Source organism: Neopararhizobium haloflavum, assembly GCF_002750855.1.
Classification (GTDB): domain Bacteria; phylum Pseudomonadota; class Alphaproteobacteria; order Rhizobiales; family Rhizobiaceae; genus Georhizobium; species Georhizobium haloflavum.
Window position 1 is genome coordinate 88425 of sequence record NZ_NWUC01000001.1, and the last position, 24284, is coordinate 112708.

At 63.0% G+C, this 24284-nt stretch carries 25 protein-coding genes; 24 read left to right on the plus strand and 1 reads right to left on the minus strand.

What is annotated here, in order from left to right; translation table 11 throughout:
• Positions 1 to 147 precede the first annotated feature (147 nt).
• The 20 genes from CN673_RS00635 to folD all read left to right on the plus strand — a co-directional run bounded on the left by CN673_RS00635 (position 148) and on the right by folD (position 17582).
• Positions 148 to 825: a hypothetical protein gene (locus tag CN673_RS00635; RefSeq protein ID WP_157928745.1), complete on the plus strand. Its 678-nt coding sequence runs from the start codon at positions 148 to 150 to the stop codon at positions 823 to 825.
• Positions 822 to 2075, plus strand: coding sequence for a MotB family protein (locus CN673_RS00640; RefSeq protein ID WP_099863975.1), 1254 nt, complete (start codon positions 822 to 824; stop codon positions 2073 to 2075). The genes CN673_RS00635 and CN673_RS00640 overlap by 4 nt, the downstream gene beginning before the upstream one ends.
• Positions 2076 to 2080: 5 nt before the next feature.
• Positions 2081 to 3262, plus strand: coding sequence for a MotC family chemotaxis protein (locus CN673_RS00645; RefSeq protein ID WP_157928746.1), 1182 nt, complete (start codon positions 2081 to 2083; stop codon positions 3260 to 3262).
• Positions 3259 to 4725 (plus strand): flagellar hook-length control protein FliK, encoded by a 1467-nt coding sequence (fliK, locus tag CN673_RS00650; RefSeq protein ID WP_099863979.1) that lies wholly within the window; start codon positions 3259 to 3261, stop codon positions 4723 to 4725. The genes CN673_RS00645 and fliK overlap by 4 nt, the downstream gene beginning before the upstream one ends.
• Positions 4691 to 5248 carry a transglycosylase SLT domain-containing protein gene (locus CN673_RS00655; RefSeq protein WP_099863981.1) on the plus strand — a complete coding sequence of 186 codons (558 nt, stop codon included), beginning with the start codon at positions 4691 to 4693 and terminating at the stop codon, positions 5246 to 5248. Before fliK ends, CN673_RS00655 begins: the two co-directional genes overlap by 35 nt.
• 254 nt (positions 5249 to 5502) lie before the next feature.
• Positions 5503 to 6174, plus strand: a complete 672-nt coding sequence (locus tag CN673_RS00660) for a response regulator transcription factor (RefSeq protein ID WP_099864960.1) — start codon at positions 5503 to 5505, stop codon at positions 6172 to 6174.
• A 101-nt stretch (positions 6175 to 6275) separates the two neighbouring features.
• Positions 6276 to 7505, plus strand: coding sequence for a flagellar hook protein FlgE (locus CN673_RS00665; protein ID WP_099863984.1), 1230 nt, complete (start codon positions 6276 to 6278; stop codon positions 7503 to 7505).
• A 23-nt stretch (positions 7506 to 7528) separates the two neighbouring features.
• The gene (flgK, locus tag CN673_RS00670) at positions 7529 to 8947 is read left to right on the plus strand and encodes a flagellar hook-associated protein FlgK (RefSeq protein ID WP_099863987.1); all 1419 of its coding nucleotides are present in this window, start codon (positions 7529 to 7531) and stop codon (positions 8945 to 8947) included.
• Between the two features lie 4 nt (positions 8948 to 8951).
• The gene (locus CN673_RS00675) at positions 8952 to 9980 is read left to right on the plus strand and encodes a flagellar hook-associated family protein (RefSeq protein WP_099863989.1); all 1029 of its coding nucleotides are present in this window, start codon (positions 8952 to 8954) and stop codon (positions 9978 to 9980) included.
• Between the two features lie 46 nt (positions 9981 to 10026).
• On the plus strand, positions 10027 to 10374 hold the full coding sequence (gene flaF, locus CN673_RS00680; RefSeq protein WP_099863992.1) for a flagellar biosynthesis regulator FlaF: 348 nt from the start codon (positions 10027 to 10029) through the stop codon (positions 10372 to 10374).
• On the plus strand, positions 10371 to 10820 hold the full coding sequence (gene flbT, locus CN673_RS00685; protein WP_099863994.1) for a flagellar biosynthesis repressor FlbT: 450 nt from the start codon (positions 10371 to 10373) through the stop codon (positions 10818 to 10820). The genes flaF and flbT overlap by 4 nt, the downstream gene beginning before the upstream one ends.
• The gene (gene flgD / locus CN673_RS00690; protein WP_099863997.1) at positions 10811 to 11215 is read left to right on the plus strand and encodes a flagellar hook assembly protein FlgD; all 405 of its coding nucleotides are present in this window, start codon (positions 10811 to 10813) and stop codon (positions 11213 to 11215) included. Before flbT ends, flgD begins: the two co-directional genes overlap by 10 nt.
• Positions 11216 to 11225: 10 nt before the next feature.
• Positions 11226 to 11492 (plus strand): flagellar biosynthesis protein FliQ, encoded by a 267-nt coding sequence (gene fliQ, locus CN673_RS00695; protein WP_099863999.1) that lies wholly within the window; start codon positions 11226 to 11228, stop codon positions 11490 to 11492.
• Between the two features lie 110 nt (positions 11493 to 11602).
• On the plus strand, positions 11603 to 13690 hold the full coding sequence (flhA, locus tag CN673_RS00700) for a flagellar biosynthesis protein FlhA (RefSeq protein ID WP_099864961.1): 2088 nt from the start codon (positions 11603 to 11605) through the stop codon (positions 13688 to 13690).
• Entirely contained in the window at positions 13687 to 14442 is a 756-nt protein-coding gene (fliR, locus tag CN673_RS00705) for a flagellar biosynthetic protein FliR (RefSeq protein ID WP_099864001.1), read from the plus strand. Before flhA ends, fliR begins: the two co-directional genes overlap by 4 nt.
• A 2-nt stretch (positions 14443 to 14444) precedes the next feature.
• Entirely contained in the window at positions 14445 to 14834 is a 390-nt protein-coding gene (locus tag CN673_RS00710) for a hypothetical protein (RefSeq protein ID WP_099864003.1), read from the plus strand.
• A gap of 138 nt (positions 14835 to 14972) precedes the next feature.
• Positions 14973 to 15554: a rod-binding protein gene (locus CN673_RS00715; protein WP_099864005.1), complete on the plus strand. Its 582-nt coding sequence runs from the start codon at positions 14973 to 14975 to the stop codon at positions 15552 to 15554.
• Between the two features lie 79 nt (positions 15555 to 15633).
• Positions 15634 to 16002, plus strand: coding sequence for a hypothetical protein (locus tag CN673_RS00720; protein WP_099864007.1), 369 nt, complete (start codon positions 15634 to 15636; stop codon positions 16000 to 16002).
• Positions 15999 to 16520 carry a hypothetical protein gene (locus CN673_RS00725; protein ID WP_198585847.1) on the plus strand — a complete coding sequence of 174 codons (522 nt, stop codon included), beginning with the start codon at positions 15999 to 16001 and terminating at the stop codon, positions 16518 to 16520. The genes CN673_RS00720 and CN673_RS00725 overlap by 4 nt, the downstream gene beginning before the upstream one ends.
• A gap of 159 nt (positions 16521 to 16679) precedes the next feature.
• Complete coding sequence (gene folD / locus CN673_RS00730; protein ID WP_099864009.1) at positions 16680 to 17582, plus strand: bifunctional methylenetetrahydrofolate dehydrogenase/methenyltetrahydrofolate cyclohydrolase FolD; 903 nt, start codon at positions 16680 to 16682, stop codon at positions 17580 to 17582.
• A gap of 7 nt (positions 17583 to 17589) precedes the next feature.
• Here folD and CN673_RS00735 read toward each other — a convergent pair whose 3' ends face one another.
• Complete coding sequence (locus CN673_RS00735; RefSeq protein ID WP_099864012.1) at positions 17590 to 18642, minus strand: LacI family DNA-binding transcriptional regulator; 1053 nt, start codon at positions 18640 to 18642, stop codon at positions 17590 to 17592.
• A 335-nt stretch (positions 18643 to 18977) separates the two neighbouring features.
• Between CN673_RS00735 and CN673_RS00740 the strand changes: the two genes are divergently transcribed.
• The 4 genes from CN673_RS00740 (at position 18978) to bglA (ending at position 24266) form a co-directional block, all read left to right on the plus strand.
• Positions 18978 to 20333: an ABC transporter substrate-binding protein gene (locus tag CN673_RS00740; protein ID WP_099864014.1), complete on the plus strand. Its 1356-nt coding sequence runs from the start codon at positions 18978 to 18980 to the stop codon at positions 20331 to 20333.
• A gap of 85 nt (positions 20334 to 20418) precedes the next feature.
• Complete coding sequence (locus tag CN673_RS00745; RefSeq protein WP_099864016.1) at positions 20419 to 21399, plus strand: carbohydrate ABC transporter permease; 981 nt, start codon at positions 20419 to 20421, stop codon at positions 21397 to 21399.
• A gap of 10 nt (positions 21400 to 21409) precedes the next feature.
• A complete protein-coding gene (locus tag CN673_RS00750; protein ID WP_099864018.1) occupies positions 21410 to 22576 on the plus strand; it encodes a carbohydrate ABC transporter permease in 1167 nt (388 codons plus the stop codon).
• A 19-nt stretch (positions 22577 to 22595) separates the two neighbouring features.
• Positions 22596 to 24266: a beta-galactosidase BglA gene (gene bglA, locus CN673_RS00755; RefSeq protein WP_099864020.1), complete on the plus strand. Its 1671-nt coding sequence runs from the start codon at positions 22596 to 22598 to the stop codon at positions 24264 to 24266.
• Positions 24267 to 24284: the final 18 nt, after the last annotated feature.

The window sequence follows — 24284 nt, forward strand, 5'->3', positions numbered from 1 at the left end:
GTTTTTGCGGCCGGTGCCTTCTCAAGGTGCCGGCCGTTCTGGTTCTTGACGGTCGTTATCCTCGCGCAAGTTTCATCGTCTAGCGTCAGTGCGATCATCCGGTGGCTGGCCGCCGGATTCTTCGCAGCGGCAATGGGATTTCAGCTCTTGGCACAGCTTCTTGGCACGCGCCCGGCGACCGGCGGCAAGGCGATGACGCATTCGATCGCGGATTATCTGCGCGATTTTGGCGGCGAGGCGGCGTATGCGGATTTCGAACCGGCGGCCGAAAAGCCCGGCATCGAGGTTTCGCTGAAGCGCGAGAAAGCCGGTGAACCCGATATCGCCTCGATCGAGGCGGCAGCCTATGCGCGCGGCCAGGCGGCCGGCGAGGCGGAGGCGAAGGCCGAGCAGGCGGCGGCGCTTGCCGCGATGACGGCGCGCCACGGCGAAGAGATCGACGCGCTGCGCAAGACCCTGACGGATGAAATCGCCGCGACGCTTGCCGCCCGGTTCGACGCGCTGAGCGGCAGCGTCGTCGAGACGCTGGGCCGGCAGACGGGCGCGGTGATCGCACCGTTCCTGGAAGAGGCGATGACCGAGCGGATGATCGCGGCGCTGGCGCTGGACGTTTCGCAGGCGATCGGCGAGGGCGCCGCGATCCGCCTTGCCGTCAGCGGTCCGGCCGAGCTTCATGCGCGCTTCGTCGAGCTTTTTCCCGACAAGGCCGTCAGCTTCGCCTTCACCGAGACGGACGGGGCCGATCTATGCGTGGATATTGACGGAACGGCGTTCGCCACGCGGCTTGCCGACTGGTCGACGGCTCTGAAGGAGGCGCTCGCGTGAGCGGCGAAAAGGAAATCGAACGCGAGATCGTCATCGTCCGGCGTGGTCGGGAAAGCGAGGGCGAAGGCCACCATGGCGGGGTCTGGAAGATCGCCTATGCCGACTTCATGACGGCGATGATGGCGTTCTTCCTCGTGATGTGGCTGGTCAACGCGACGAACGAGGAAACGAAGGCTTCGGTCGCGAGCTATTTCAACCCGATCAAGCTGATGGACGAGAAGCCGGCAGACCGCAACATCAGCGATGACGGCACGGCCTCGGAAGGCATCACCGACCGGCCGGCGGCGGACACGCAGGGCGAGGGCACAAGCGACGGCGCCAGCGCGGAACAGGGCAACGACCAGAACGCGACGGCCGGCGAGAAGGAAAGCTATTCGGAGGCGGACTACTTCGAGAACCCCTACGCGGTGCTTGCCGAGATCGCCATGGAGACGGGCCAGCAGACTAATATCAGCGATGCCGGCGAGGGCGGGGCGCAGCAGTCCGGCCCCTCGACGGGCGCTTCGGGCGGGGAAGCCTATCGCGATCCGTTCGATCCCGATTTCTGGTCGCAAGCCGCGGCGCCCGAGCCGACGCTGGACCCGGTGAGCGACACGCAGGCCATGCTCTCTCCCGAGGCGCTGGCCGAAGACCAGCCGGAATCAGAGGAGCCGGAGCCGGCCGCCCCCGTGGCCGAAGCCGCAGAACCGGTACCGGCGCCTGCAGAAGAGACGGCAGCGGCGGAGGCCGCTCCGCCTGCCGAGCCAGCGATCGACCCCGCCGACCTTGCCGCCGAACGCGCGGCGGCGGATGCGGCGGCTCTTCGTGAAGAGATTGCCGAGGCGCTGGGCGGCGCCAATGGCCGCCTGGCCGAGGGGCTCGATGTGCAGCCGGCGGAAGGCGGTGTGCTGATCAGCCTGACCGATGAGGGCGAGGACAGCATGTTCAACGTCGGCTCCGCGGTGCCGCGGCGCGAGATGGTTCTGGCGATGGAAGAGATCGGCGGGCTGCTTGCCGACCGTCAGGGCGCGGTGGTGATCCGCGGCCATACCGATGCGCGGCCCTTTACCGGCGAGGGCAACGACAATTGGCGGCTATCGACCGATCGTGCGCACAGCGCCTACTACATGCTGGTGCGCGGCGGGCTGGCCGAGGAACGCATCGTGCAGGTGTCGGGCTTTGCCGACCGCCGGCTGAAGCTGCCGGACGATCCGTTCGCTTCCGCCAATCGGCGGATCGAGATCCTGGTCGAGGGCAAGGGAGCGCCGTGACCGCCATGCTGCGTTTGGCTCTCATGGTTGTGGCAAGCCTTGCCGCCGGCAGCGCGGCGAGCGCGCAGTTCGCCGACACGTCGGCGCTGAAGATGGTGCGATCGCTGCAGTTCGTGCAGGATTCCATCGCCATGGGCGATCATTCCGCCATCGAGATGCAACGCCATCTGCTGGCGCTGATCGACGAGCGGCTGGAGGCGGCGGGCGATGACATCTTCCAGGAACGCGATACCGTCGAGGCGGCGCTGATCTATGCCATGAGCGGCGGCAACCCGGCGACCGTCGCGCATATCGCTTCGAGCGAGGATCCGGCGGTCGACCCGCGCGTGCTGCCACTCGTTGCCAGCTATCTCGGCGGGCGGGGCGCAGCGGTCGGAGAGGAGATCGCGGCGCTGCTGCCCGATTTTTCCGGCAGCCGGCTTGAGCCCTATCTGGCGCTGATCGCGGCCAACGGGCTGCTGTCCTCCGAGCCGGCGATGGCGCTCGAACTTTACGACAGGGCGCGGCTTCTGGCGCCGGGCACGATCATCGAGGAGGCGGCGCTGCGCCGCTCCATCGCGACGAGCGTCGGGTCAGGGCGCGTGGAAGACGGCGTCCACTATGCCGAGCGTTATGCGCGGCGCTTCCTGCATTCGCCCTATGCCGGCCAGTTTGCCGATCTGTTCGTCGATCTCGTCGTCGCCCATCCCGAAACGGTGCGGGCCGAGCGTATCCTCCAGATTCTTGCCAATATGGACGCCGATCGCCGCCGCTCCGTCTATCTGAGAATCGCGCGCAAGGCGGCGATCGCCGGTAACGATCAGCTTGCCGTCGAGACGGCGACAGCCGCGCAGGCGCTGGGCGAGGACAACGGCAAGGTGCGGGCGCTTGCAGGGCTTTATTCCGGTGTGGCGGGCGTGCCGATGCACGACGCGGCGGACCTTTCGGAAGAACTCGAGGCGATCGACGCGGCGGCGCTGAGCCCGCGCGACCTGGCCCTGCGGGCTGCCGCCCGCCGTGTCGCGGATGCCGTGACGACGCGGCCAGAGCTCGACCCTGTGCCGGTCGTCGACGTCAGTGAACTTCCGTCCGTGCCGGCGGAGACCGAGGCGATGCCGGAGGATGGCGACACGCCGATCGCCGATTTCGTCGATGCGCGGCGGGATGTGCTGCAGTCCGTGGATCAACTTCTGGAGGAAGACCGATGACCGGCCCAGTCGGCAATACGCTGCCCATGAACGCGCCCCAGCAGGCGGCTGGCGCGCGCGCCCGCCAAGGCGGCGGCGAGGCCGGCGATGACGCGCTATTCGGCGCCGCGATCCGTGCGGCCGACGAGCGGACGGGCGAGGAGGCCGGCGGGCGCCAGGAGGCTTTGGCGCAGGGCGAAGGTGAGCTCGTGATCGACCTTGCCGAAGGAGAGATTGTCCAGGATGAGGGCAGCGCGAAGGACATGGATATCGACCGCTTCTTCAAGCTTCTCGGTCTGGAAGAGGGGCGGCGCGTGATTCAGCCGCGCTTGTCGGTCGAGGCGAGGACACCTGACGCGCCACTGGACGGGATCCGCATGGAACTGGCGGCCCTTGTGGCGGCAGCTGCCGGGCGCAACAGGCCCGAAGCCAGCGGCGAGACGACGGCGCGCATCGATATCGAGGACCTTGCGCAGGCGCTGGCCGACCACGCCGAAAGCGGCGAACAAACCCCGGAACAGATCGAGGCGCTGCTGGCGGCAGCGTCCGCGCAGTCGGCGGGGAAGGGCGGCGATGCGGTGGCCGGGCTCGATAGTCTGCTGCGCTCGGTGCGGGCCGGCGTGGAGGCGCAGGCGACGATCGAGATGCCGCGCAACCGCGGGGTCGCGGTCGCTGAAGGCTCGCCAGCCGCGCCGAACGCGGAGGGCGCAAGCGAGGACGGCGACACGTTGTTCCGCTTTGCGCGGGCCGAGGGCACGACAATGCCGCCGGCCATGGAACGTGCGGCCACGCTGTCCGCCTCCACCGAGGTGCAAAGACCTGCTGCCCTGAAGGCCGAGCTTGCGGGCGCTGACGGTGAGGCGCGGCTTGAAGCAGTGGCCGACAAGCGCACCGGCACGCCCGATTTCGCGATCGTGGATTCACGCAAATATCTCGGCGTCGCGCTCGGCCAGACCGCGGTTGCGTCCGTCGTCGGGGCGATCAGCGACAATGCCGAGTGGTCGGCGATGCTGCGCCAGACGGCGGCAACCGCCGCGACCACGCTGGATGCGGCCAAGAACGCCGCCAGCAGCCTCAAGATCCAGCTCAGCCCGCCCGAACTCGGTTCGGTGATGGCAACGCTGCGGATGAGCAACGGGCAGCTCAGCATCGACCTGCGGGTCGAGACGGTGGAAGCCTATCGCCAATTGAACGACGATCAGAACGGGCTGCTGAAAGCGCTGCGCGGCCAGGGCTACGACGTCGATCACGTCACCATCCAGCATGCCGGAACCGACCGCGTGCAGGCGGCGAACGGCAATGCCGGATCGCAGCAGTCCACCAACCTCCAGCAGGGCCAGACGGCGCTGCAGGGCGAAGGGGGCAGCGCGCGCCAGCAGCAGGGCCGGGATGGCCAGGGCGGCTTCAACCAACCCGGAGGACGGCAGGGTGAAAGCGACGATCGCACTCATGAGCGCCGTTCTTCTAACGGCATCTATCTCTAGCACCGATGCGCGGGCAGCCGGCGTGCCCACGCTTTGCGAGGTCGAGATCGCGCAGGCGGCCGCAGCTTACGATATTCCGGAGGGCATCCTCTATTCGGTCGGGCTGACCGAGACGGGACGGCGGGGTTCTTTGCATCCCTTCGCGCTCAACATCGAGGGCAAGGCCGTGTTCGCGCACTCGAAAGCCGAAGCTCTGGCCGCCTTTGCCGATGCGCAGGGGAAGGGTCGGCGGCTGATCGATCTCGGCTGCATGCAGATCAATCACCACTATCACCATGACCGCTTCGCGTCGGTCGCGGACATGCTGGATCCGCGGCAGAACGTGCGCTATGCGGCACGGTTTCTGTCCGAGTTGAAGGCGCGCCATGAAAGCTGGACGATGGCGGTGGCGCGCTATCATGCCGGGCCGGACAACGACCCTGCCCAGAAGCGCTACGTATGCCGTGTCATCTCCAACCTGGTGGCCACGGGCTACGGGCAATGGACGGCGAACGCCCGCGCTTTCTGTGGGGTGGGAACTTAACTCAAAGTTGCAATTTTGCGACAGCCGTGAAATGGGGCGATTTCGGCTTTGCAAGCCCCATGTCGATCAAACGTTAATTTTTCCAATCACTAATTGTGCCATATTGAGCGATACCCACTATATATAGATCCAAATCGGACCTTCAGGGTTAAGCAACTGTTAATTCCAACCATTCATTTCCTCTAGTTGTTCCAGAATCCCGCGATTCGTAAAACGTGGTTAACGCGATGGGTGCGGGTGATTCGGGGGCAGCAATGATCGTTGTGGTTGACGAGCGTGAGCTCGTGACGGAGGGATTCAAATCCTTGTTCGGACGCGAAGGGGTTCCGTCCGCAAGCTTCGAGCCAGGGGAGTTCGAAGAGTGGGTCAGCACGGCAGCGGACACCGATCTCGACGCCGTCGAGGCGTTTCTTATCGGCCAGGGACAGACCCAGTGCGAACTGCCGCGAGCGATCCGCAGCCGATCGATCGCGCCGGTCATCGCCGTCAATGATGGACACTCGCTGGAATCGACGCTGGCGCTCTATGACAGCGGTGTCGACGATGTCGTGCGCAAGCCGGTTCATCCGCGCGAAATCCTTGCCCGTGCCGCTGCGATCCGCCGGCGCCTTCAGGGCATTGTCAACTACACCGACATCGGATCGATCCGCGTCTATTCCGACGGCCGCGATCCCGAAATCGACGGCGCAGCCTTCGCGCTTCCCCGGCGGGAGCGGCGCATCCTGGAATATCTCGTCGCCAACCGCGGCAAGCGGGTGACCAAGGGCCAGATTTTCAACGCCATCTACGGCATTTTCGACGAAGACGTCGAAGAGAACGTGGTCGAGAGCCACATTTCCAAGCTGCGCAAGAAGCTGCGCAAGCGGCTCGGGGTCGACCCGATCGATTCCAAGCGCTTCCTCGGCTACCGCATCGACTGGGCGTGAGCCCGGCGCGTGCGTCGGTCAGTGCCGGCGCGCGCAGCAACCAGCCTCGCGCAAGGCACGCCACCTAGCATCGGACATGAAGATCAAAGAGGATTGATGCGATGAGCCTCAACGGGATGATGCGCACCGGCGTTTCCGGGATGAACGCGCAGGCCAACCGCCTGAGCACGGTGGCGGAGAATATCGCCAACGCCGATACGGCCGGCTACAAGCGGGCTTCGACAGAGTTTTCCTCGCTGGTGCTGCCGACTTCGCAGTCGTCCTATAACTCCGGCGCGGTGACGACGGACGTTCGCTACAACGTCAACAAGCAGGGCGAGCTGGAATTCACCTCGTCGCCGACCGACCTTGCCATCGAGGGCAATGGTTTCATGATCGTGCGCGATCGCAACGGCGATCCGTTCCTGACACGCGCCGGCTCGTTCGTTGCCAACGGCCAGGGCGAGCTCGTCAACGCGGCCGGCTTCACGCTGCTCGGCTATCCCTATGACGGCGGCGATCCGGCAACGGTCGTCAACGGATTCAACGGGCTCGTTCCGATCAATGTCGGCCAAGGCAACCTTGCTGCGTCGCCTTCCACGATCGGAAATTTTGCGGGCAATCTGCCTTCTGGGGCAGCGGTGGGCGACGTGGAAAAGAGTTCACTCGTCGTCTACGACAACGTCGGAAACAGCGTGATTGTCGACCTCGTTTTCACAAAGACCGTAGCGGCGGACCCTACTGGCGGCGGGAATGAAGAGTGGGAGCTAGAGGTTCGCCGACAAGGCGACGACGTGCTTCTGAATTCAGACGGTGACGCCGACACCCTTACCTTCGATTACACGAGCGGCAAAATCGTCGGTGGATTGAACATGAATTTCACGGTCGAGCCGAACGATGACAACGCCATCGAAATCGAGATGGATCTCAGCCGGATGACCGCGCTTGGCTATGATTTCGACGTCTCTGATGCCGGTGTCGACGGGGCTGCGCCATCCAAGCTGGAAGAAGTCGAGATCGACTCAGCGGGCATTGTCTATGGAAAGTACGAGAACGGCGATCTTGAGCCGCTCTACCGCATCGCCATGGCCAATGTGCAGAGCCCGGACAAGCTGCAGCCGCTGCCCGGCAACGTCTACACGCAAGGTGTCGACTCCGGCGTCATCGTGACGGGGTTCGCCGAGACCGGCAATTTCGGCCAGATCATTTCCGGCGCGCTCGAGGGGTCGAATGTCGACATCGCCGAGGAGCTGACGTCGATGATCGAGTCGCAGCGAAGCTACACCGCCAATTCCAAGGTCTTCCAGACCGGCTCCGATCTCATGGAGATCCTGGTCAATCTGAAGCGTTAAGGTACTTGTACCGGGGTTCTTGAATGTCTCTGTCGTCAGCGCTCAATACCGCACAGTCGATCCTGTCGAACACCTCGACGCAGACATCTATTGTGTCGAAGAACATCTCCAATGCGAGCAACCCGCACTATGCGCGGCGCGCGGCGGAGCTGGCGACAAACGGCTGGGGCGCGCAGGTCGTCAACATCTCGCGCTCGGCCAACGACCTTCTTTTCAAGGACAACATCGCAAGCATCGGTGCGGCCAGCGGACAGGGCGCGTTGCTCGACGGCATCGATCAGTTGCGCGCGCTTCTCGGTGGCAATGACTACGAAACGGCGCCCTCGACGCTGATCAGCAATTTTCGCGATGCGCTGCAGCTCTTTGCCTCCAAGCCGAACGATGTCAGTGCGGCACGCTCGGCCCTTGCCGATGCCGGAACCCTGGCTGACGGCATCCGAGAGACTTCGGTCGACGTGCAGAAGCTGCGTCTCGAAACGGACAAGGAGATCAGCCGTCAGGTCGGCGAGCTGAACTCGCTTCTCTCCCAGTTCGAAAAAGCCAATAACGACGTCAAGCAGGGCACGCAGGCGGGCGAAGACGTGTCCGATGCGCTCGATCAGCGCGACCGGCTGCTCGGCGATATTTCGTCGATCATCGGCGTCAGTGTCGTCACGCGCAAGAACAACGACATCGCGCTTTATACCAAGGACGGCGCCACGCTGTTCGAGACGATACCGCGGGCGGTGACGTTCGAGCCGACGAGCGGCTTCGACGCGACGATCGCCGGCAATCCGGTTCTGGTCGACGGTGTCGCTGTCAACGTGGGAACCGGCGGCGCCACCAGCGCGCAGGGTTCGCTCGGCGGCCTTCTGCAGGTGCGCGACAGCGTCGCGCCGACCTATCAGGCGCAGCTGGACGAAATGGCGCGCGGTCTCGTCACCATGTTCGCAGAAGGCGATCCGGCAAGCGAGCCGGGTCTTTTCACCTGGGGCGATGATGCCTTGATCACCGGCGCACCGACGCCCGGTATCGCGATGTCCCTTCAAGTCGACCAGGCCTTCGTCGACAATCCGCTGAAGCTGCGGGACGGCGACAGCGTCGTCGTCAATCCGGATGGCAATGGTGGGTTCTCCGCACTTCTGGAATCGTTCGTCACGAGGTTCGATGAGCCGCTGGCGTTCGACGAGACAGCGCAGGCCGGAACGAACGTCTCGATCATGACGCTGGCCGCCAATTCGGTCGGCTGGATGGAGACGCTGCGGCAACAGGCCGATCAGGCGGCCGAGACCAAGAACGCTTCGTATTTCCGCTCCAGCGAGGCGCTTTCCGCGTCGCAGGGCGTGAACCTCGACGAGGAGATGTCCAAGCTTCTGGAGCTCGAGCAATCCTACAAGGCTTCGTCCCGCCTGATCGCGACGATCGACGAGATGCTGAACACACTGCTGGCGTCGGTGAGGTAACGACATGAAAACGACCTTCACCTCCACGATGGCAATGCAGAATGCGGTGCGGCTGGCGGTGCAGCGGGCGCAGCAGGAGCTGACGCAGACGCAGAGCGAGATCACCACGGGCAGGCATGCCGATATCGGACTGGCGCTTGGTTCGAAGACATCCCGCACCATCTCGCTGACGCGCGACGTGGCGCGTCTCGACTCCATTCTCGACAACAATGCCCTTGTCGCCCAGCGCCTTTCGGTTTCGCAGGATGCCCTTGGCCAGCTGTCGAGCAACGGCCAGACGATGATGGAAACGCTGATCACGGTCAGCAGCAGTTCCGACAAGGCACAGCGCGGCGTGGCGCAACGCGAGATGACCGCGATGCTGGAGAATTTCGTCGCCATTTCCAACACGTCCAGCAGCGGCGAGTTTCTGTTTGCCGGCGTCAATACCGACGTCAAGCCGATGGCGAATTACGAGGTTGCCGCGAAGGCAGCGTTCGACGCCGAACTGGATCTGGCCTTTGGTGCCGGTACGCCTGCGGGCGACTATACGGCCGCCGACATGGACACGTTCCTGACCAATCTGGAGGCGCGGTTCGACGCGGACTGGGGCACGCTCTGGTCGGAAGCGTCCGACACGAACATGACCAGCCGGATCACCAATTCCGAGATCATCGAGAGTTCGACGAACGCCAATGCCGAAGGGTTTCGCAAATTCGCGTTGACTGCGGTGATCGGCGCCGAACTGCTTGACGAAGACCTGTCCGGTGAAGCGCGCACCGTCCTCATGGAACGGCTTGTCGGCCTTGCCGGCGAGGCGATTGCCGGCATCGACGCGGAGCGCGCCGAACTCGGGGTTGCTGAATCGCGGGTGGCCAAGGCCAACACCGCGCTGACCGACCAGAAGGATGTGGTGGCCACCTATATCGGCGAGCTCGAGGGTGTCGATCCCTATGAAGCCTCGACCCGCATGAACACGCTGCTTACGCAGATGGAGGCGTCCTACGCACTGACCGCGCGAATCCAGCAATTGAGCTTGATGAATTACCTCTAACTTCGAAACCGCGGCCAAGCGGGGCGGAATGAACAAGGCGGGCTGAATGTATCAGTTTTCTTATGCCGAGATCCAGCAGGATGACGTTGCTGAATCCAAGGACCGGGAACGGCAGGTTCTCGACAGGTCGATCGCGCTGCTCGGTCAGGCGCAGGCCGCCGGGCCGAAGTCGCGCGAAGCGATCGAAGCCATCTACTTCACCAACCGGGTCTGGATGCGATTCATCGAAGACCTGAATTCCCCGGAGAACGAGCTGGAGGCGCAGCTTCGCGCCAACCTGATCTCGGTCGGCCTTTGGATCCTTCGCGAAGGCGAGAAGATCCGGAAGGGCGAGTCGGAAAACTTCCAGGGGATCATCGATATCTCCGCCATCATCCGGGACGGCCTGAAATGAAAAGTTCCCTGCGCATTTCGCTGAAGAGCGGTGAGAAGATCTTCATCAACGGTGCCGTCCTGCGCGTTGACCGCAAGGTGTCGCTGGAATTCCTCAACGACGTGACGTTCCTTCTGGAAAATCACGTGCTTCAACCGGAAGACGCCTCGACGCCGCTGCGCCAGCTCTACTTCATCGTCCAGATGATGCTGATCAATCCGGAAGGCGCCGATCAGTCGATGATCATGTTCAAGAAGTCTGTCATGATGCTTCTGAACTGCTTCCACAACGAAGAGATCCGCACCGAGCTCAAGCGTGTCGATGAAATCGTCAGTGGCAAGAAGCCGTTCGAGGCGCTGAAGGTCATTCGCGGCCTCTATGCATTGGAAGAGAGCATTCTCGACACGCCGGAGATGACCCCGGCGACGATCCAGTCCATCCAGAAGGAGATCGCGCCGTGGAGATAGGGTCGAGCGCCACCACATCGCAGGCCAGCGCCCGGACGAGCGCCGAGCAGGCCGAGAAGAAGGCGATGCTGGACTACGACAATTTCCTGCAGCTTCTGGTCGCGCAGATGCGCAATCAGGATCCGACGCAGCCCATGGACGCGACCGAGCAGATTGCGCAGTTGGCCACGTTCTCGCAGGTCGAACAGACGATCCAGACCAACCAGCGGCTCGAGATGCTGATGCAGTCCTCCGCGCTCTCCGAGGCCGATGCAGTGATCGGCCGCACGGTCACGTCGATGAACGGGGACATCTCGGGTGTCGTCAAGGAAGTGACGCTTTACTCGGACGGCATCATGGCGACCCTGGAGGACGGGACCGAGTTGCCGATCACGCCGGGCGTCAAGATCAGCTGACGCCAGTCCCATGAACGAGGCCGACGCACTCGAACTCGTCCAGAATGCGATCTGGACCATCATCGTCGCTTCCGGGCCGGCGGTCTTCGTCGCGATGGCTGTCGGCGTCGGCATCGCCTTTGTCCAGGCGCTGACGCAGATCCAGGAAATCACGCTGACATTCGTGCCGAAGATCATCGCGATCCTTGTCACCGTCGCGATCTCCGCGCCGTTCGTCGGCGCGCAAATCTCGCTCTTCACAAACATCGTCTTCTCGCGGATAGAGACGGGTTTTTGAAGCAGCGGCGCAATCACCCTCGCGCAAGTTTCGCCCTTTAGGGATCAGGGTCAGGCAGACGGTGGCCGTCGCATGAGGCGATGGCCCGTTCAGCACCGATCAGGGTGATCATGGCGCAGTCTCAGGCTATCGCAATTCCGGCCATCAATCCGCGCGGTCGTGACGTCGGCTTCGCGATCGGCATCGTGGCCATTCTGGCTATTCTCTTCCTGCCGCTGCCACCGGTCCTGATCGACGTGGGTCTTGCCTTTTCGATCGCGCTATCGGTTCTGATCCTGATGGTGGCGCTGTGGATTCAGCGGCCGCTCGACTTCTCGGCCTTTCCGACGGTTCTCCTGATCGCCACGATGCTGCGGCTGGCGATGAACATCGCCACGACGCGAATCATCCTTTCACAGGGTCATCACGGCACGGACGCGGCCGGCAGCGTCATCTCCGGCTTTGCCAATCTGGTGATGTCCGGCGATTTCGTGATCGGTCTTATCGTCTTCCTCATCCTGATCACGGTCAACTTCATCGTCATCACCAAGGGCGCGACGCGCATCGCGGAGGTCGGCGCGCGGTTCACGCTGGATGCCATTCCCGGCAAGCAGATGTCGATCGACGCCGATCTGTCGGCGGGGATGATCGACGACAAGGAGGCGCAGCGGCGCCGGCGGGAGCTGGAGGAGGAAAGCTCGTTCTTCGGCTCGATGGACGGTGCCTCGAAGTTCGTTCGCGGCGATGCGATCGCAGGCCTGATCATCACCGCGATCAACGTCTTCGGCGGTATCGTCATCGGCTATACGCGCCATGACATGCCGATCGGCGAGGCGGCGGACGTCTTCACGCGGCTCTCGGTCGGCGACGGCCTGGTCACACAGATCCCGGCGCTGATCGTATCGCTCGCGGCGGGCCTGCTCGTGGCGCGGGGCGGGACCACCGGCTCGGCCGACCAGGCGGTCATCAGCCAGCTCAGCAATTATCCGCGCGCGCTGCTCGTTGCCGCCGGTCTGATGATGCTTCTGGCCGTCATGCCGGGCCTGCCTTTCCTCCCCTTCGTCTTTCTCGGTGGCGCGATGGCCTTTGGCGGATGGTTCATTCCGCGCCAGATCGAGGCGGCGCGTCAGGCTGAGGTCGAGGCGGTGCAGGTGTCCGAACGCGAGGAGCGGGAGAAGGAAAAGGACTCCGTCAAATCGGTCCTCAAGACCGCCGAGGTGGAATTGCTTCTCGGCAAGCACGTTTCGGCGCGGTTGCTCGGCTCGCATCAGGAGCTGGCGTTTCGCGTCGGTAAGATGCGCAAGAAGTTCGCGTTGCAGTACGGATTCGTCGTGCCCGAGATCAAGGTCAGCGACGACTATACCGTGCCGCAGAAGGGTTATCAGATCCGCATCCACGGGACGGTGGTCGCTGCCAACGCATTGCGCGTCGGAGAGGTCATGGTCGTTAAGCAGGGCGGGCGGCAACCAAGTGTTCCGGGTGACGAAATCCGGGAGCCCGCCTTCGGCATGCCGGCGATCTCGGTACCGGAAAGCTTTACGGAAGACCTCAAGCGCGAAGGCTTCCATCCGATCGACAACGTATCGGTCGTCCTGACGCACATGAGCGAGGTGATCCGCAACAACCTGCCGCAGCTTCTGTCCTACAAGGACATGAAGGTGCTGCTGGATCGGCTGGACCCGGAATACAAGAAGCTTGCCGACGAGATCTGCTCGTCGCACATGACGTATTCCGGCCTTCAGGCAGTGCTCAAGCTGTTGCTCGCCGAGCGCGTCTCCATCCGCAACCTGCACCTGATCATCGAGGCCGTGGCGGAGCTGGCGCCGCATGTGCGCAAGACGGAACAGATCGTCGAGCATGTGCGCATCCGCATGGCGCAGCAGCTTTGCGGCGATCTGGCGGAAAACGGCGTTCTGCGCGTGCTCCGGCTTGGAAACCGCTGGGATCTGGCATTCCATCAGGCGCTCAAGCGTGATGCCAAGGGCGAGGTCGTGGAATTCGACATCGACCCGCGGCATCTGGAGGAATTCTCCGAGCAGGCCACCAAGGTCGTGCGCGAAGAACTCGACAAGGGCCGGCCCTTCGTCCTCGTCACGGCACCGGATGCACGGCCTTATGTTCGCATGATCATCGAGCGGCTCTTTGCGACCTTGCCCGTCATCTCGCATGTGGAGATCGCCAAGGGCCTCGAGATCAAGGTGCTGGGTTCGATCTCTTGATCGGCGATCCGGAAGGTACCGTGCTGGCGATGTTCGCGGCGTTCTGCCGTGTCGGCGCGTGCTTCATGCTGCTGCCGGGGCTCGGGACGCTGCGTGTGCCGATGATGATCCGGCTTTTCGTCTCCGTCGCCGTATCGTTCAGCATCCTGCCGATCCTTTGGGACGCGATCTATCCGCAAGTCTCCGAGGGCGGTCCGGGCTATATCGGCATTGTCGGGGTGGAACTGCTCATCGGCACCGTCATCGGGCTTCTGGCGCGCTACTATGTCCTGGCGCTGCAGTTCGCGGGTTCGGTGATCTCGATGCTGATCGGCTTCAATGCCATGCCCGGCGTCGGTATCGATGAAATGGAAAGCCAGACGTCGCTGTCGGCGATGCTGAGCTTTGTCGGGCTGCTCATCCTGTTCATGCTGGATTATCATCATATCGTCATCGTCTCGCTGACGAATTCCTACGATGTCATGCCGCTCGGCCTGGCCTTCGACAGCCAGTTGGCGCTGGTCAGTCTCACCGACACGCTGCTCGCCTCCTTCACGTTGATCCTGCAGCTTTCGGCGCCTTTCATCATCTATGGCCTGGCCTTCAACCTCGCAGTCGGGATGGTCAACAAGCTGGCGCCGCAGATTCCGGTCTACTTCATTTCCATACCGTTCCTGCTCGCCGGCGGTCTCATCCTCCTCTATCTCGGCTCCAATGATTTCTTCCGCCTGTTCGGGCGAGGGTTCGAGCCGATCTTCACCGGAACGCAGTGAGCATGAAGGCGCGATCGACCAAACTCAGGCGTCTCGTCTCCGTCCAGCGGCAGATCGAACGAATCGCCGAAATCGAGCTTGCCGAACTTGCGATGGAACGGGCCGCCATATCCGAGCGGCTCGACCACCTCGTCGACGCGTTGGCCTCGCCCAACCCGGTGCACAGCGGCTTTTCCAAGCTCTACGGTTCTCAGATCGCGCGCCTGAAGATCAAGGACCAGATGCTGGGCGGTCGCATGCGCATGCAGGAAAAGAAGCTGATGACCGAGCGGGCCAAGGCAGACCGCCTGGAGGATCACGCGCGTCATGCGGGCAATGACGAACGGCGGGCGGGAGAAGAGGAAGCGCTCTATGACATTCTCGATCGGATCGGTGACTCAAGCCTCCGGTAAGCTTCGGAATGCATAGTCAAATCAACGTCAGCCGACCGACCCTGCTCATGACGAGCCATCGGGCCGCGCGGCGACCTGTTGCACTGCGGCTGCGCTCCATGAGGGAGGGCGAAGACCGCCAACCGACGGATCAGACAGTTGGCCATATCCCCTCCCAGCGACATCGTTCTCGACGTCATGAAGGCGGCCGATCCCGTAGAACTTCGGCAAGCGCGCCAGGCGCTCGCCGCCAACGGTCCTGCAGCAACCGATCGCTCCGCCTCGCAGGCTGGCGAGCGCGCGGCGGCCGCGTTCGATCTTTCGTTCAACGCAGCACGCCTGGCCGCGAGCGGGCGTGAGACCCAAGCCAGCGACGTGACAGGCGAAGATGCCGCGCTGTTCGACAGCTACCAGAAATTCGAGGCGATGGTTCTTCAGAATTTCGTTCAATCCATGCTGCCCAAGGAAAGCGCGACCTTCTTCGGTGAGGGAACGGCCGGCGAAATCTGGAAGAGCATGATGGCCGAGCAACTGGCGGCGATGCTGGCCGAGGGCGGCGGCATCGGAATCGCACAAAGCCTGATGCCCGCTGATGGCGTTGAAGTGGATCGGCCCAGCGACGATCTTGCCGGCAGCCAGCACAACCTTGCCGCCGGCCCGGTGCAGGAACTGCAGCGCGCCACGCTCGACGAATGGTCGGGCGGGGGCAGTGACAACGACAAGTCCGGACTATGGGGCTGACCTGACGGTCCCGGGGGAGAAACGCGGCCGATCAACGGCGGCAAGATGACAATGCCCACAACAACGAAGAAGGCATACCATGGAAATGAATGGCACTGAACTGCGCATCAGCGGTGTTCTCGGACGGCTCGAAAACGTGCTTGCCAACGAGAATGCGCTCATCGGCGCCGACGTCAATTTTGACATCAAGGCATCGAACGCCCGCAAGAGCCGGTGTCTTTACGAACTGAACCTCCTTTTCAAGTCGACGCGGCCTGACGAATTTCCGCCAGCGTTCCGTTCGCGGCTGGAGGCGCTGCGAGCAATGCTCGACGTCAACGCTGTGCGGGTGCGGGCTCATCTGGAGGCGGTGCGCGGCGTGACGGATCTCCTCAATGACGCCGTCCAGGCGGCCGAGGCGGACGGCACCTATTCCATGGAGCAGTTCCGGTACGGCGCGCATCCATGATCAAGCTTGCCGTTACCGCTGTCTGGATATGCCTGATCACGCTCGGTTCCGTCTACGTCTCGATCAAGGCGTCGTCGGAGACGAGCGCGGAGGCGCCACCGGCCGATTTCTTCGGCGGTCTGGACTATGTCCGGGGCGAGGTGGTTTCCATCCCGGTGATCTCGGACGGCGCGGTGCACGGCTATTTCCTGGCCCGCCTCGTCTTCACCGCCGAGCCGGAGCAGCTCGCCCGCTTGTCGATCGATCCGCAGGTGCTGATCACGGACCAGCTCTACACGCACCTCGTCGGCAACAAGACCATCGATTTCGCCAATATCGAAAGCTTCGATCTGACCACATTTCGCACCGGTATCCGCGACGCGCTCAACGAGCGTGTCGGCGAGAAGGTCTTCCACGAGATCATCATCGAACAGGTCGACTACCTGACCAAGGAAGAAATCCGTTCCAACATGCAGCGTGGCGGCACACCGGTGGCGGCCCCGCCGTCTGCGCCGGCGGAACAATCCGCCAGCCACTGAATGGAAGCATGACGCGCCTCTTCGCGAAATGAAGCAAGAGCGTCGCCGACAGGCCGGCTGCCGGCTTGATTTTTCGGTCCTTCTGTCGTCAACACGCTGGGCGCGGGCAGTGAGCTTTCTCGCGCCGGCTGACGACGAACAGAAGTAAAGGCGAACGCCATGGCAGCAACGATACTCGACGGGAAGGCGACGGCGGCGGATGTGATCGCCCGCGTCAAGGACTTCACCGCGCAACTCGCCGCCGATCGCGCGACGACACCCGGCCTTGCCGTCATCATCGTCGGAGACGATCCGGCAAGCCATGTCTATGTCGGCTCGAAAAGCCGCAAGGCGAAGGAATGCGGCTTCAACTCGATCCAGCATACCTTGCCGGAAGACACCACGCAGGCCGATCTTGCGGCGCTTGTCGAACGACTGAATGGCGACGAGTCCATCCATGGCATCCTGGTGCAATTGCCTCTACCGCGTCACCTCGATTCAGAGGCGATCATCCAGTCGATCAGGCCGGAAAAGGATGTCGACGGGCTGCATGTGGTCAATGCGGGAAAGCTGATGACGGGTGACAGCCGGGGCGGCATGGTCTCGTGCACGCCAGCCGGGGCCATGGTTTTCGTGCGCAAGGTGCATGGCGATGACCTTTCCGGTCTCAATGCGGTCGTGATCGGCCGTTCGAACCTCTTCGGCAAGCCGATGTCGGCGCTCCTGCTGGCGGCCAATGCGACCGTCACGACCGCTCATTCGCGCACGGCGGATCTTTCGGCGGTGTGCCGCCGGGCGGATATTCTGGTGGCCGCCGTCGGCCGCGCGCAGATGGTAAAGGCCGATTGGGTCAAGCCCGGTGCCACCGTCATCGACGTCGGCATCAACCGGATCGATGCGCCGGAGCGCGGCGAAGGCAAGACGCGCCTTGTGGGCGATGTCGATCTTGCAGCCGTGAAGGATATCGCGGGCGCGATCACGCCGGTGCCGGGGGGCGTCGGGCCAATGACGATTGCCATGCTGATGGCCAATACGGTGATCGCGGCGAGCCGGGCGGCCGGCGTGGAGCCGCCGCGTTTCTGACGCCCCGTCAGCCGGCTTTGCGGCGCACCCGTTTGGTTTCGGCCGGCGCCGGCCCGGTCGATGCGCGCACGATCAGGTCGACGGGCCACACCTCCTGCAAGGGCTCCTCGCCGCCACCGGCAATGGCGCCGATCAGGCGTTCGCCGATGCGGGCGCCGGCGGCGCGGATGGGCGAACGCGTGGTGGTCAGCGGCGTCGAGAAATGTTCCGGCTTCAGATAGGGGAACACATCGTCATGTGCGATCAGCGAGATGTCCGTTCCAAGAGCAAGGCCGCGCTGGTTCATCGCACGCACGGCGCCGAGCGCCAGAAGGATCGACGAGCACAGTACCGCCGTCGGCGGCTCGGCGCTGTCTAGCAGGCGCATCATGCCGCGATAGCCGTTCTCGTCCGTCATGCCCGAATGCTGGAACAGTGCCGGATCGGTGGCCATGCCCGCTTCGGCGAGCGCCGCCTCCAGGCCCATGCGGCGGGCGATCGCGAATGTCAGATAGTCCGGTCCGTTGAGCAGCGCGATGCGCCGGTGACCGAGTTGCAGCAAGAGCCGCGCCGCATCGCGGAAGGCGCCCAGATTGTCGATATCGAGCAGAGGGAAATCAGGATCCTCCTCCAGCGTGCGGCCATGGACGACGAAGGGAAGGCTCAGTGATTTCAACAGGTCGATCCGGGTGTCGTTCCTTCGGATATAAGCAAGGAAGATCGCATCCACCGTACCGCCCGCTGCTAGTTTGCGGAACGTCATCTCCTCGTTTTCGGGTCGGCTCGGCGTAACCACGAGCAGCATGTCTTCCGACAGGCAGACTTCGCCGAGGCCCGAAAGGAACTCGGCGAAATGCAGGTCCGTGTCGCGTCCCGGTGCCGTGGGCATGATGACCCCGATAGACCCGGCCTTGCCGGTCGCAAGGCGCTGTGCGGCCCGATTGGGACGATAGCCGGTTGCCTGGACTGCCTGCATCACACGTTGACGTGTGCGCTCGTTGACCTCAGGATAGCCGTTGAGAGCGCGGCTGACCGTCGTCTGGGATAGGTTCAGGAACTTGGCCAGTTCTTTCAGATTCACGTTGCCGATCCGCCGATGCGCTCAAAGCGCTTTGATGTTTGCTGTCCGGCGCAGCCGTGCTCTCCCTCTGGTTGCACAGGGCCTGAGGAGCGTCAGACAAGAATATTGCGATGATAACTGGAAACAGACCAGATTCCAGACCGCACTGCAGCAATTCGGGAATCTTTTAAGTGGAACGGCCAAACGCCCTTGACTCTCACCGCATCATCTAATGTTCTCAAAGGAGCCAAAGCGCTTTGAAATTTCGCGGCACCACCCTTGTTCGGTCTAGCGTGTGCCGCATCGACTTTGACAGCCGTCGTCGCAGGAACGGCAAAATCGGGAGGAGTGATCTGATGAAAAGCTTGTTGATGGTGAGCGTTGCAGCGTTGGCGCTGTCGGCCACCGGCGCCGTTGCCCAGGAACTGATGTTCGCGCCGGGCGAGGACGATGCGTTCAACTGGGAGAGCTTCGACAGCTTTGCCAGCGAGCATGACCTCAGCGGTGAGTCGATGTCGATGACCGGGCCATGGACCGGCAGCGACGCGGAGCTGTTTGAATCCGTGATCGCCTATTTCGAGGAAGCCACCGGGGCGACGGTCAACTATTCGGGCTCGGACAGCTTCGAGCAGGACATCGTGATCAGCGCCGAAGCGGGTTCTGCGCCGAACCTGGCCGTTTTTCCCCAGCCCGGACTTGCAGCGGACATGGCGGCGCGGGGCTTCTTGTCGCCGCTCGAGCAGGATACGGCGGACTGGGTCCTGGAAAACTATGCCGCGGGTGAATCCTGGGTCGACCTCGGTACCTACGAAGGAGAGGACGGCGAAGACGCTCTCTATGGTTTCTTCTACAAGATCGACGTGAAGTCGCTCGTCTGGTTCATCCCCACCGCTTTTGAAGAAGCGGGCTATGAAATTCCCGAGACGATGGAGGATCTGAAGGGGCTGACGGAGCAGATCGTCGCCGATGGCGGCACGCCTTGGTGCATCGGCCTTGGTTCGGGCGCGGCAACCGGCTGGCCGGCAACAGACTGGGTGGAAGACATGATGCTGCGCACGCAGCCGCCGGAAGTCTACGACCAGTGGGTATCCAACGAAATTCCGTTCGACGATCCGGCGGTGGTCGGTGCGATCGAGGAGTTCGGCTTCTTTGCCACGAACGACGATTTCGTCGCTGGCGGTTCGGCAAGCGTCGCCAATACCGACTTCCGCGAAAGCCCGGCCGGTCTCTTCTCGTTCCCGCCGGAGTGCTACATGCACCATCAGGCATCGTTCATCCCGACGTTCTTCCCGGAAGGGACGCAGGTCGGCACCGATGTCGATTTCTTCTACATGCCGCCATACGAGGCGCAGGATCTCGGCCGTCCGGTGCTGGGCGCCGGTACGCTCTTCGCCATCACGCAGGACAGCGAAGTGGCGCGGACCTTCATCGATTTCCTGAAGACACCCATTGCCCACGAGATCTGGATGGCGCAGTCGGGCTTCCTGACGCCGCACACCTCGGTCAACGCGGAGGTCTTCCCGACCGATCTGCAACGCAACCTCAACCAGATCCTGATCGACGCGACGACCTTCCGCTTTGATGCCTCCGACCTGATGCCGGGCGAGATCGGCGCCGGCGCATTCTGGACCGGCATGGTGGACTATGTCGGCGGGGCGGATGCAGAGACCGTTGCGGCCGACATCCAGCAGCGCTGGGACTCGATCGAATAGGCTATCGACGAAAGATGGACGATCCCCGCGCGCCATTGCGGCGCGGGGATCGGCGACCCTTGCATTCTGGGAGGAGACGGCGGTCGTGAACCCACTCGTTCAAGGACTGATCACCATCGTCATCGGCGTCGGCGGTTGTGTCGGATATTTCTATCTGTCCAATCTTGTCGTCGACCATCTGATCTTCCCGGCCAAGGGAAAGAACGCCGGGCGAAACATCAACCGCGCCAACAAGGTGCGGCCCTGGCTTTTCCTTTTTCCGGCGATCTTCGCGCTTGGCCTCTATCTGGTCTATCCAGTTGTCGGGTCCTTCTGGCGATCGCTGTTCAACCGCGCCGGAACCGATTTCATCGGACTTGGCAACTACATGGCGCTGGCTGCGTCGGACGAGTTCCGCACCGCCGTCCTCAACAATTTTCTCTGGGTGCTTTTCGTGCCCGCCGGCGCCACCGCATTCGGGCTTCTGGCGGCCCAGCTAACCGACAAGATGCGCTGGGGGAACGTCGCCAAATCGCTGATCTTCATGCCAATGGCGATCTCCTTCGTCGGTGCCTCGCTGATCTGGAAATTCGTCTATGCCAACAATGCCGATATCGGCCTGATCAACGCCGTTCGTGAGGCGCTCGGGGCAAGCGGCCCGATCGACGTGCTGCAAATTCCCTTCTGGAACAATTTCTTCCTGATGGTCATCCTGATCTGGATCCAGACAGGGTTCGCGATGGTCATCCTGTCGGCCGCGTTGCGCGGCATTCCCGAAGAAACGGTCGAGGCGGCGGTGATCGACGGCGCCAATCCGTTCCAGATCTTCTTCAAGATCAAGGTGCCTCAGATGATGGGCACGATCGTGGTTGTCTGGACGACGATCACGATCCTCGTGCTGAAGGTCTTCGACATCGTCTACACGATGACGGGCGGCAATTTCGGGACGCAGATCCTGCCATCCTACATGATGGCCTACATGTTCCGCGACGACGGCAGGGCCACGGCCGTCGCCTTCGTCATCATGCTCATCGTGTTGCCGGTGATGATCTGGAATATCCGGCAGGCGCGCAGAGAACTGCGGTGAGGAGGGGACGATGAGCACGCACAATGTCGCAGGACGCAAATCGGCGCTCACCTGGGTCGTCAACATATCCGTCATCATCATGGTGGTGGCCTGGCTGATCCCGACGGTCGGGCTTCTCGTCTCCTCGTTCAGAGAGCGCGACCAGATCTCGCAGACCGGCTGGTGGCTGGCACCGCTGCCCGTCGAGCAGGCCTTTCGCGCCCGCGTTCCGGCCGAGGGCGCCACGCGGGATGGAGAGCGCTTTGTGGTGGAAGGCAATGTCTTCACGCTGCAGGGCGTGGCCAACGCGTTCCCCGGCGGAGGCGGGAACGTGACGGCGTTCGGAACACGCAGCATCCAGCCTGGCGAGTTCGAAGCCGGAACGACGGCAGAATTGCGTGACGGCGGGACCCTCACCGTTTCCGACGACGGAACCTTGCGCGCCGAACTTGTCGAAAATCCCGAGGAGGGGACACCGTTCGTCTATTTCTTCGCGGAGACCCCGCCGAAATTCACGCTCGACAATTACCGAACGGTGCTGAGCGCGGACAACATGGACATCGCGTTCATCAATACGCTGACCGTGACGATACCGGCGACGATCATTCCAATCCTCATCGCCGCGTTCGCCGCCTATGCCTTGGCCTGGATGCAGTTTCCCGGGCGTGGTCTCCTCATCGCGGCCGTGGTCGGGCTTCTCGTCGTGCCACTGCAACTGGCGCTGGTGCCGATGCTCTCGCTCCATACCCAACTCGGCATCGGGCAGAGCTTTGTCGGAATCTGGCTTGCGCATACGGGCTTCGGCCTGCCGCTCGCGATCTACCTCTTGCGCAACTACATGGTCGGGCTGCCGCGCGACATCATCGAATCCGCAAAGGTCGACGGAGCGACGGATTTCGAGATCTTCGTGCGGATCGTGCTTCCGCTGTCGTTTCCCGCGCTGGCGAGTTTCGCCATCTTCCAGTTCCTCTGGACATGGAACGATCTTCTTGTCGCCAAGGTGTTCTTGCCGAGCAACGACGCCAGCAAGGTGATGACGGTCAAGATCGCCGACGACCTCTTGGGCTCGCGCGGCGGGGACTGGGGAATTCTGGCCACGGCGGCCTTCGTTTCGATCGGGGTGCCCCTGGTCGTCTTCTTCACGCTGCAGCGCTACCTCGTGCGCGGCCTGCTGGCGGGATCAGTCAAGGGTGGTTGATAAAGACATGACAATTGCAATGAAGGCCGGCGAGACGACGGCGGCGCTGGTTGGCCGGGAGGCCGATCGCGACTGGTGGCGAGGCGCGGTGATCTACCAGATCTATCCGCGTTCCTTCCAGGACACGAGCGGCGACGGAATCGGGGATATCAACGGCATCACACGCCGGCTGCCCTACGTCGCCTCGCTCGGCGTCGATGCCATCTGGATCTCTCCGTTCTTCACATCGCCGATGAAGGATTTCGGCTACGACGTGTCGGACTATCGCAGCGTCGACGAGATGTTCGGCACGCTGCACGATTTCGACATGCTGATTGCCGAAGCGCACCGGCTCGGCCTCAAGGTGATGATCGATCTCGTCATCTCGCACACCTCGGATCAGCATCCCTGGTTCGTCGAGAGCCGCGCGAGCAAATCCAACGCCAAGGCCGACTGGTATGTCTGGGCAGATGCCAAGCCGGATGGCACGCCGCCCAACAACTGGCTGTCCATCTTCGGCGGTTCGGGCTGGCACTGGGACCCGACGCGGATGCAGTACTACCTGCACAATTTCCTGGCTTCCCAGCCCGACCTCAACTTCCATAACCGGGACGTTCAGGACGCGCTTCTCGACGTCACGCGGTTCTGGCTGGAACGCGGCGTCGACGGCTTCCGGCTCGACACGATCAACTTCTACTTTCACGACAAGGAACTGCGCGACAACCCAGCGCTCGATCCGACATTGCGCAATGCGACGATCGCACCGGCGGTCAATCCCTACAACTGGCAGGACCACATCCGCGACAAGAACCAGCCGGAGAACCTTTTATTCCTGCAGCGCTTTCGTGCGCTGATGGAGGAATACCCGGCGATCGCGGCGGTCGGCGAGGTGGGCGATGCGCAGTATGGCCTGCAGATCGTTGCCGACTACACGTCCGGCGGCGACAAGATGCATATGTGCTACGCCTTCGACTTCCTGTCCGGCGAGCCGCTGACGCCGACGCGCGTTGCGTCCGTGATCGGCCGCTTCCAGACGGCGGCGCCGGAGGGATGGGCGTGCTGGGCGTTTTCCAATCATGACGTCATGCGCCATTCCTCGCGCTGGCTGCATCTCGTCAGGGAACATGATTTCGAGCAGTATCTGCGCATGCTTTCGGGACTTCTGATGAGCCTGCGCGGTTCAGTCTGCCTCTACCAGGGGGAAGAGCTCGGATTGACGGAGGCCGACATCGCGTTCGAGGATCTCCAGGATCCCTACGGCATCCAGTTCTGGCCGGATTTCAAGGGACGGGACGGGTGCCGCACGCCGATGGTCTGGGAGCACGACCGGCCCTCAGGCGGCTTTTCCGTCGGCCAGCCCTGGCTGCCGGTGCCGCCCGAGCACCGCAACCACGCGGTCGACCTGCAGGACCACCGCCACGCGTCGATCCTCAACCACTATCGGCACTTCCTCAAGTTCCGGCGCAGCCAGCAAGCGCTCATCAAGGGTGACATGGAGGTGCTCTCCAGCGATGGCGACGTGCTGGTCTTCACCCGCAGCGTCGGCAATGAAAGCCTGATCTGCATGTTCAATTTCGCCGGGACGTACCAGACCGTGCCGCGCCCGCAGGGCGGGATCACGGGGCTTGAGGGGCATGGCTTTTCGGGCCTTTTGCGCGAGAGCGATATCGAACTGCCACCCTACAACGCATTCATCGGCCGGCTCGACTGAGCGCGGGAAGGACATTGC

What these genes read in the sequence shown, in the direction of transcription:
- CN673_RS00645 (WP_157928746.1), top strand. Translation starts at nt 2,081, where the DNA reads ATGCTGCGTTTGGCTCTCATGGTTGTGGCAAGCCTTGCCGCCGGCAGC.
- fliK (WP_099863979.1), top strand. Translation starts at nt 3,259, where the DNA reads ATGACCGGCCCAGTCGGCAATACGCTGCCCATGAACGCGCCCCAGCAG.
- CN673_RS00655 (WP_099863981.1), top strand. Translation starts at nt 4,691, where the DNA reads ATGAGCGCCGTTCTTCTAACGGCATCTATCTCTAGCACCGATGCGCGG.
- CN673_RS00660 (WP_099864960.1), top strand. Translation starts at nt 5,503, where the DNA reads ATGATCGTTGTGGTTGACGAGCGTGAGCTCGTGACGGAGGGATTCAAA.
- CN673_RS00665 (WP_099863984.1), top strand. Translation starts at nt 6,276, where the DNA reads ATGAGCCTCAACGGGATGATGCGCACCGGCGTTTCCGGGATGAACGCG.
- flgK (WP_099863987.1), top strand. Translation starts at nt 7,529, where the DNA reads ATGTCTCTGTCGTCAGCGCTCAATACCGCACAGTCGATCCTGTCGAAC.
- CN673_RS00675 (WP_099863989.1), top strand. Translation starts at nt 8,952, where the DNA reads ATGAAAACGACCTTCACCTCCACGATGGCAATGCAGAATGCGGTGCGG.
- flaF (WP_099863992.1), top strand. Translation starts at nt 10,027, where the DNA reads ATGTATCAGTTTTCTTATGCCGAGATCCAGCAGGATGACGTTGCTGAA.
- flbT (WP_099863994.1), top strand. Translation starts at nt 10,371, where the DNA reads ATGAAAAGTTCCCTGCGCATTTCGCTGAAGAGCGGTGAGAAGATCTTC.
- fliQ (WP_099863999.1), top strand. Translation starts at nt 11,226, where the DNA reads ATGAACGAGGCCGACGCACTCGAACTCGTCCAGAATGCGATCTGGACC.
- flhA (WP_099864961.1), top strand. Translation starts at nt 11,603, where the DNA reads ATGGCGCAGTCTCAGGCTATCGCAATTCCGGCCATCAATCCGCGCGGT.
- CN673_RS00710 (WP_099864003.1), top strand. Translation starts at nt 14,445, where the DNA reads ATGAAGGCGCGATCGACCAAACTCAGGCGTCTCGTCTCCGTCCAGCGG.
- CN673_RS00720 (WP_099864007.1), top strand. Translation starts at nt 15,634, where the DNA reads ATGGAAATGAATGGCACTGAACTGCGCATCAGCGGTGTTCTCGGACGG.
- CN673_RS00725 (WP_198585847.1), top strand. Translation starts at nt 15,999, where the DNA reads ATGATCAAGCTTGCCGTTACCGCTGTCTGGATATGCCTGATCACGCTC.
- folD (WP_099864009.1), top strand. Translation starts at nt 16,680, where the DNA reads ATGGCAGCAACGATACTCGACGGGAAGGCGACGGCGGCGGATGTGATC.
- CN673_RS00740 (WP_099864014.1), top strand. Translation starts at nt 18,978, where the DNA reads ATGAAAAGCTTGTTGATGGTGAGCGTTGCAGCGTTGGCGCTGTCGGCC.
- CN673_RS00750 (WP_099864018.1), top strand. Translation starts at nt 21,410, where the DNA reads ATGAGCACGCACAATGTCGCAGGACGCAAATCGGCGCTCACCTGGGTC.
- bglA (WP_099864020.1), top strand. Translation starts at nt 22,596, where the DNA reads ATGAAGGCCGGCGAGACGACGGCGGCGCTGGTTGGCCGGGAGGCCGAT.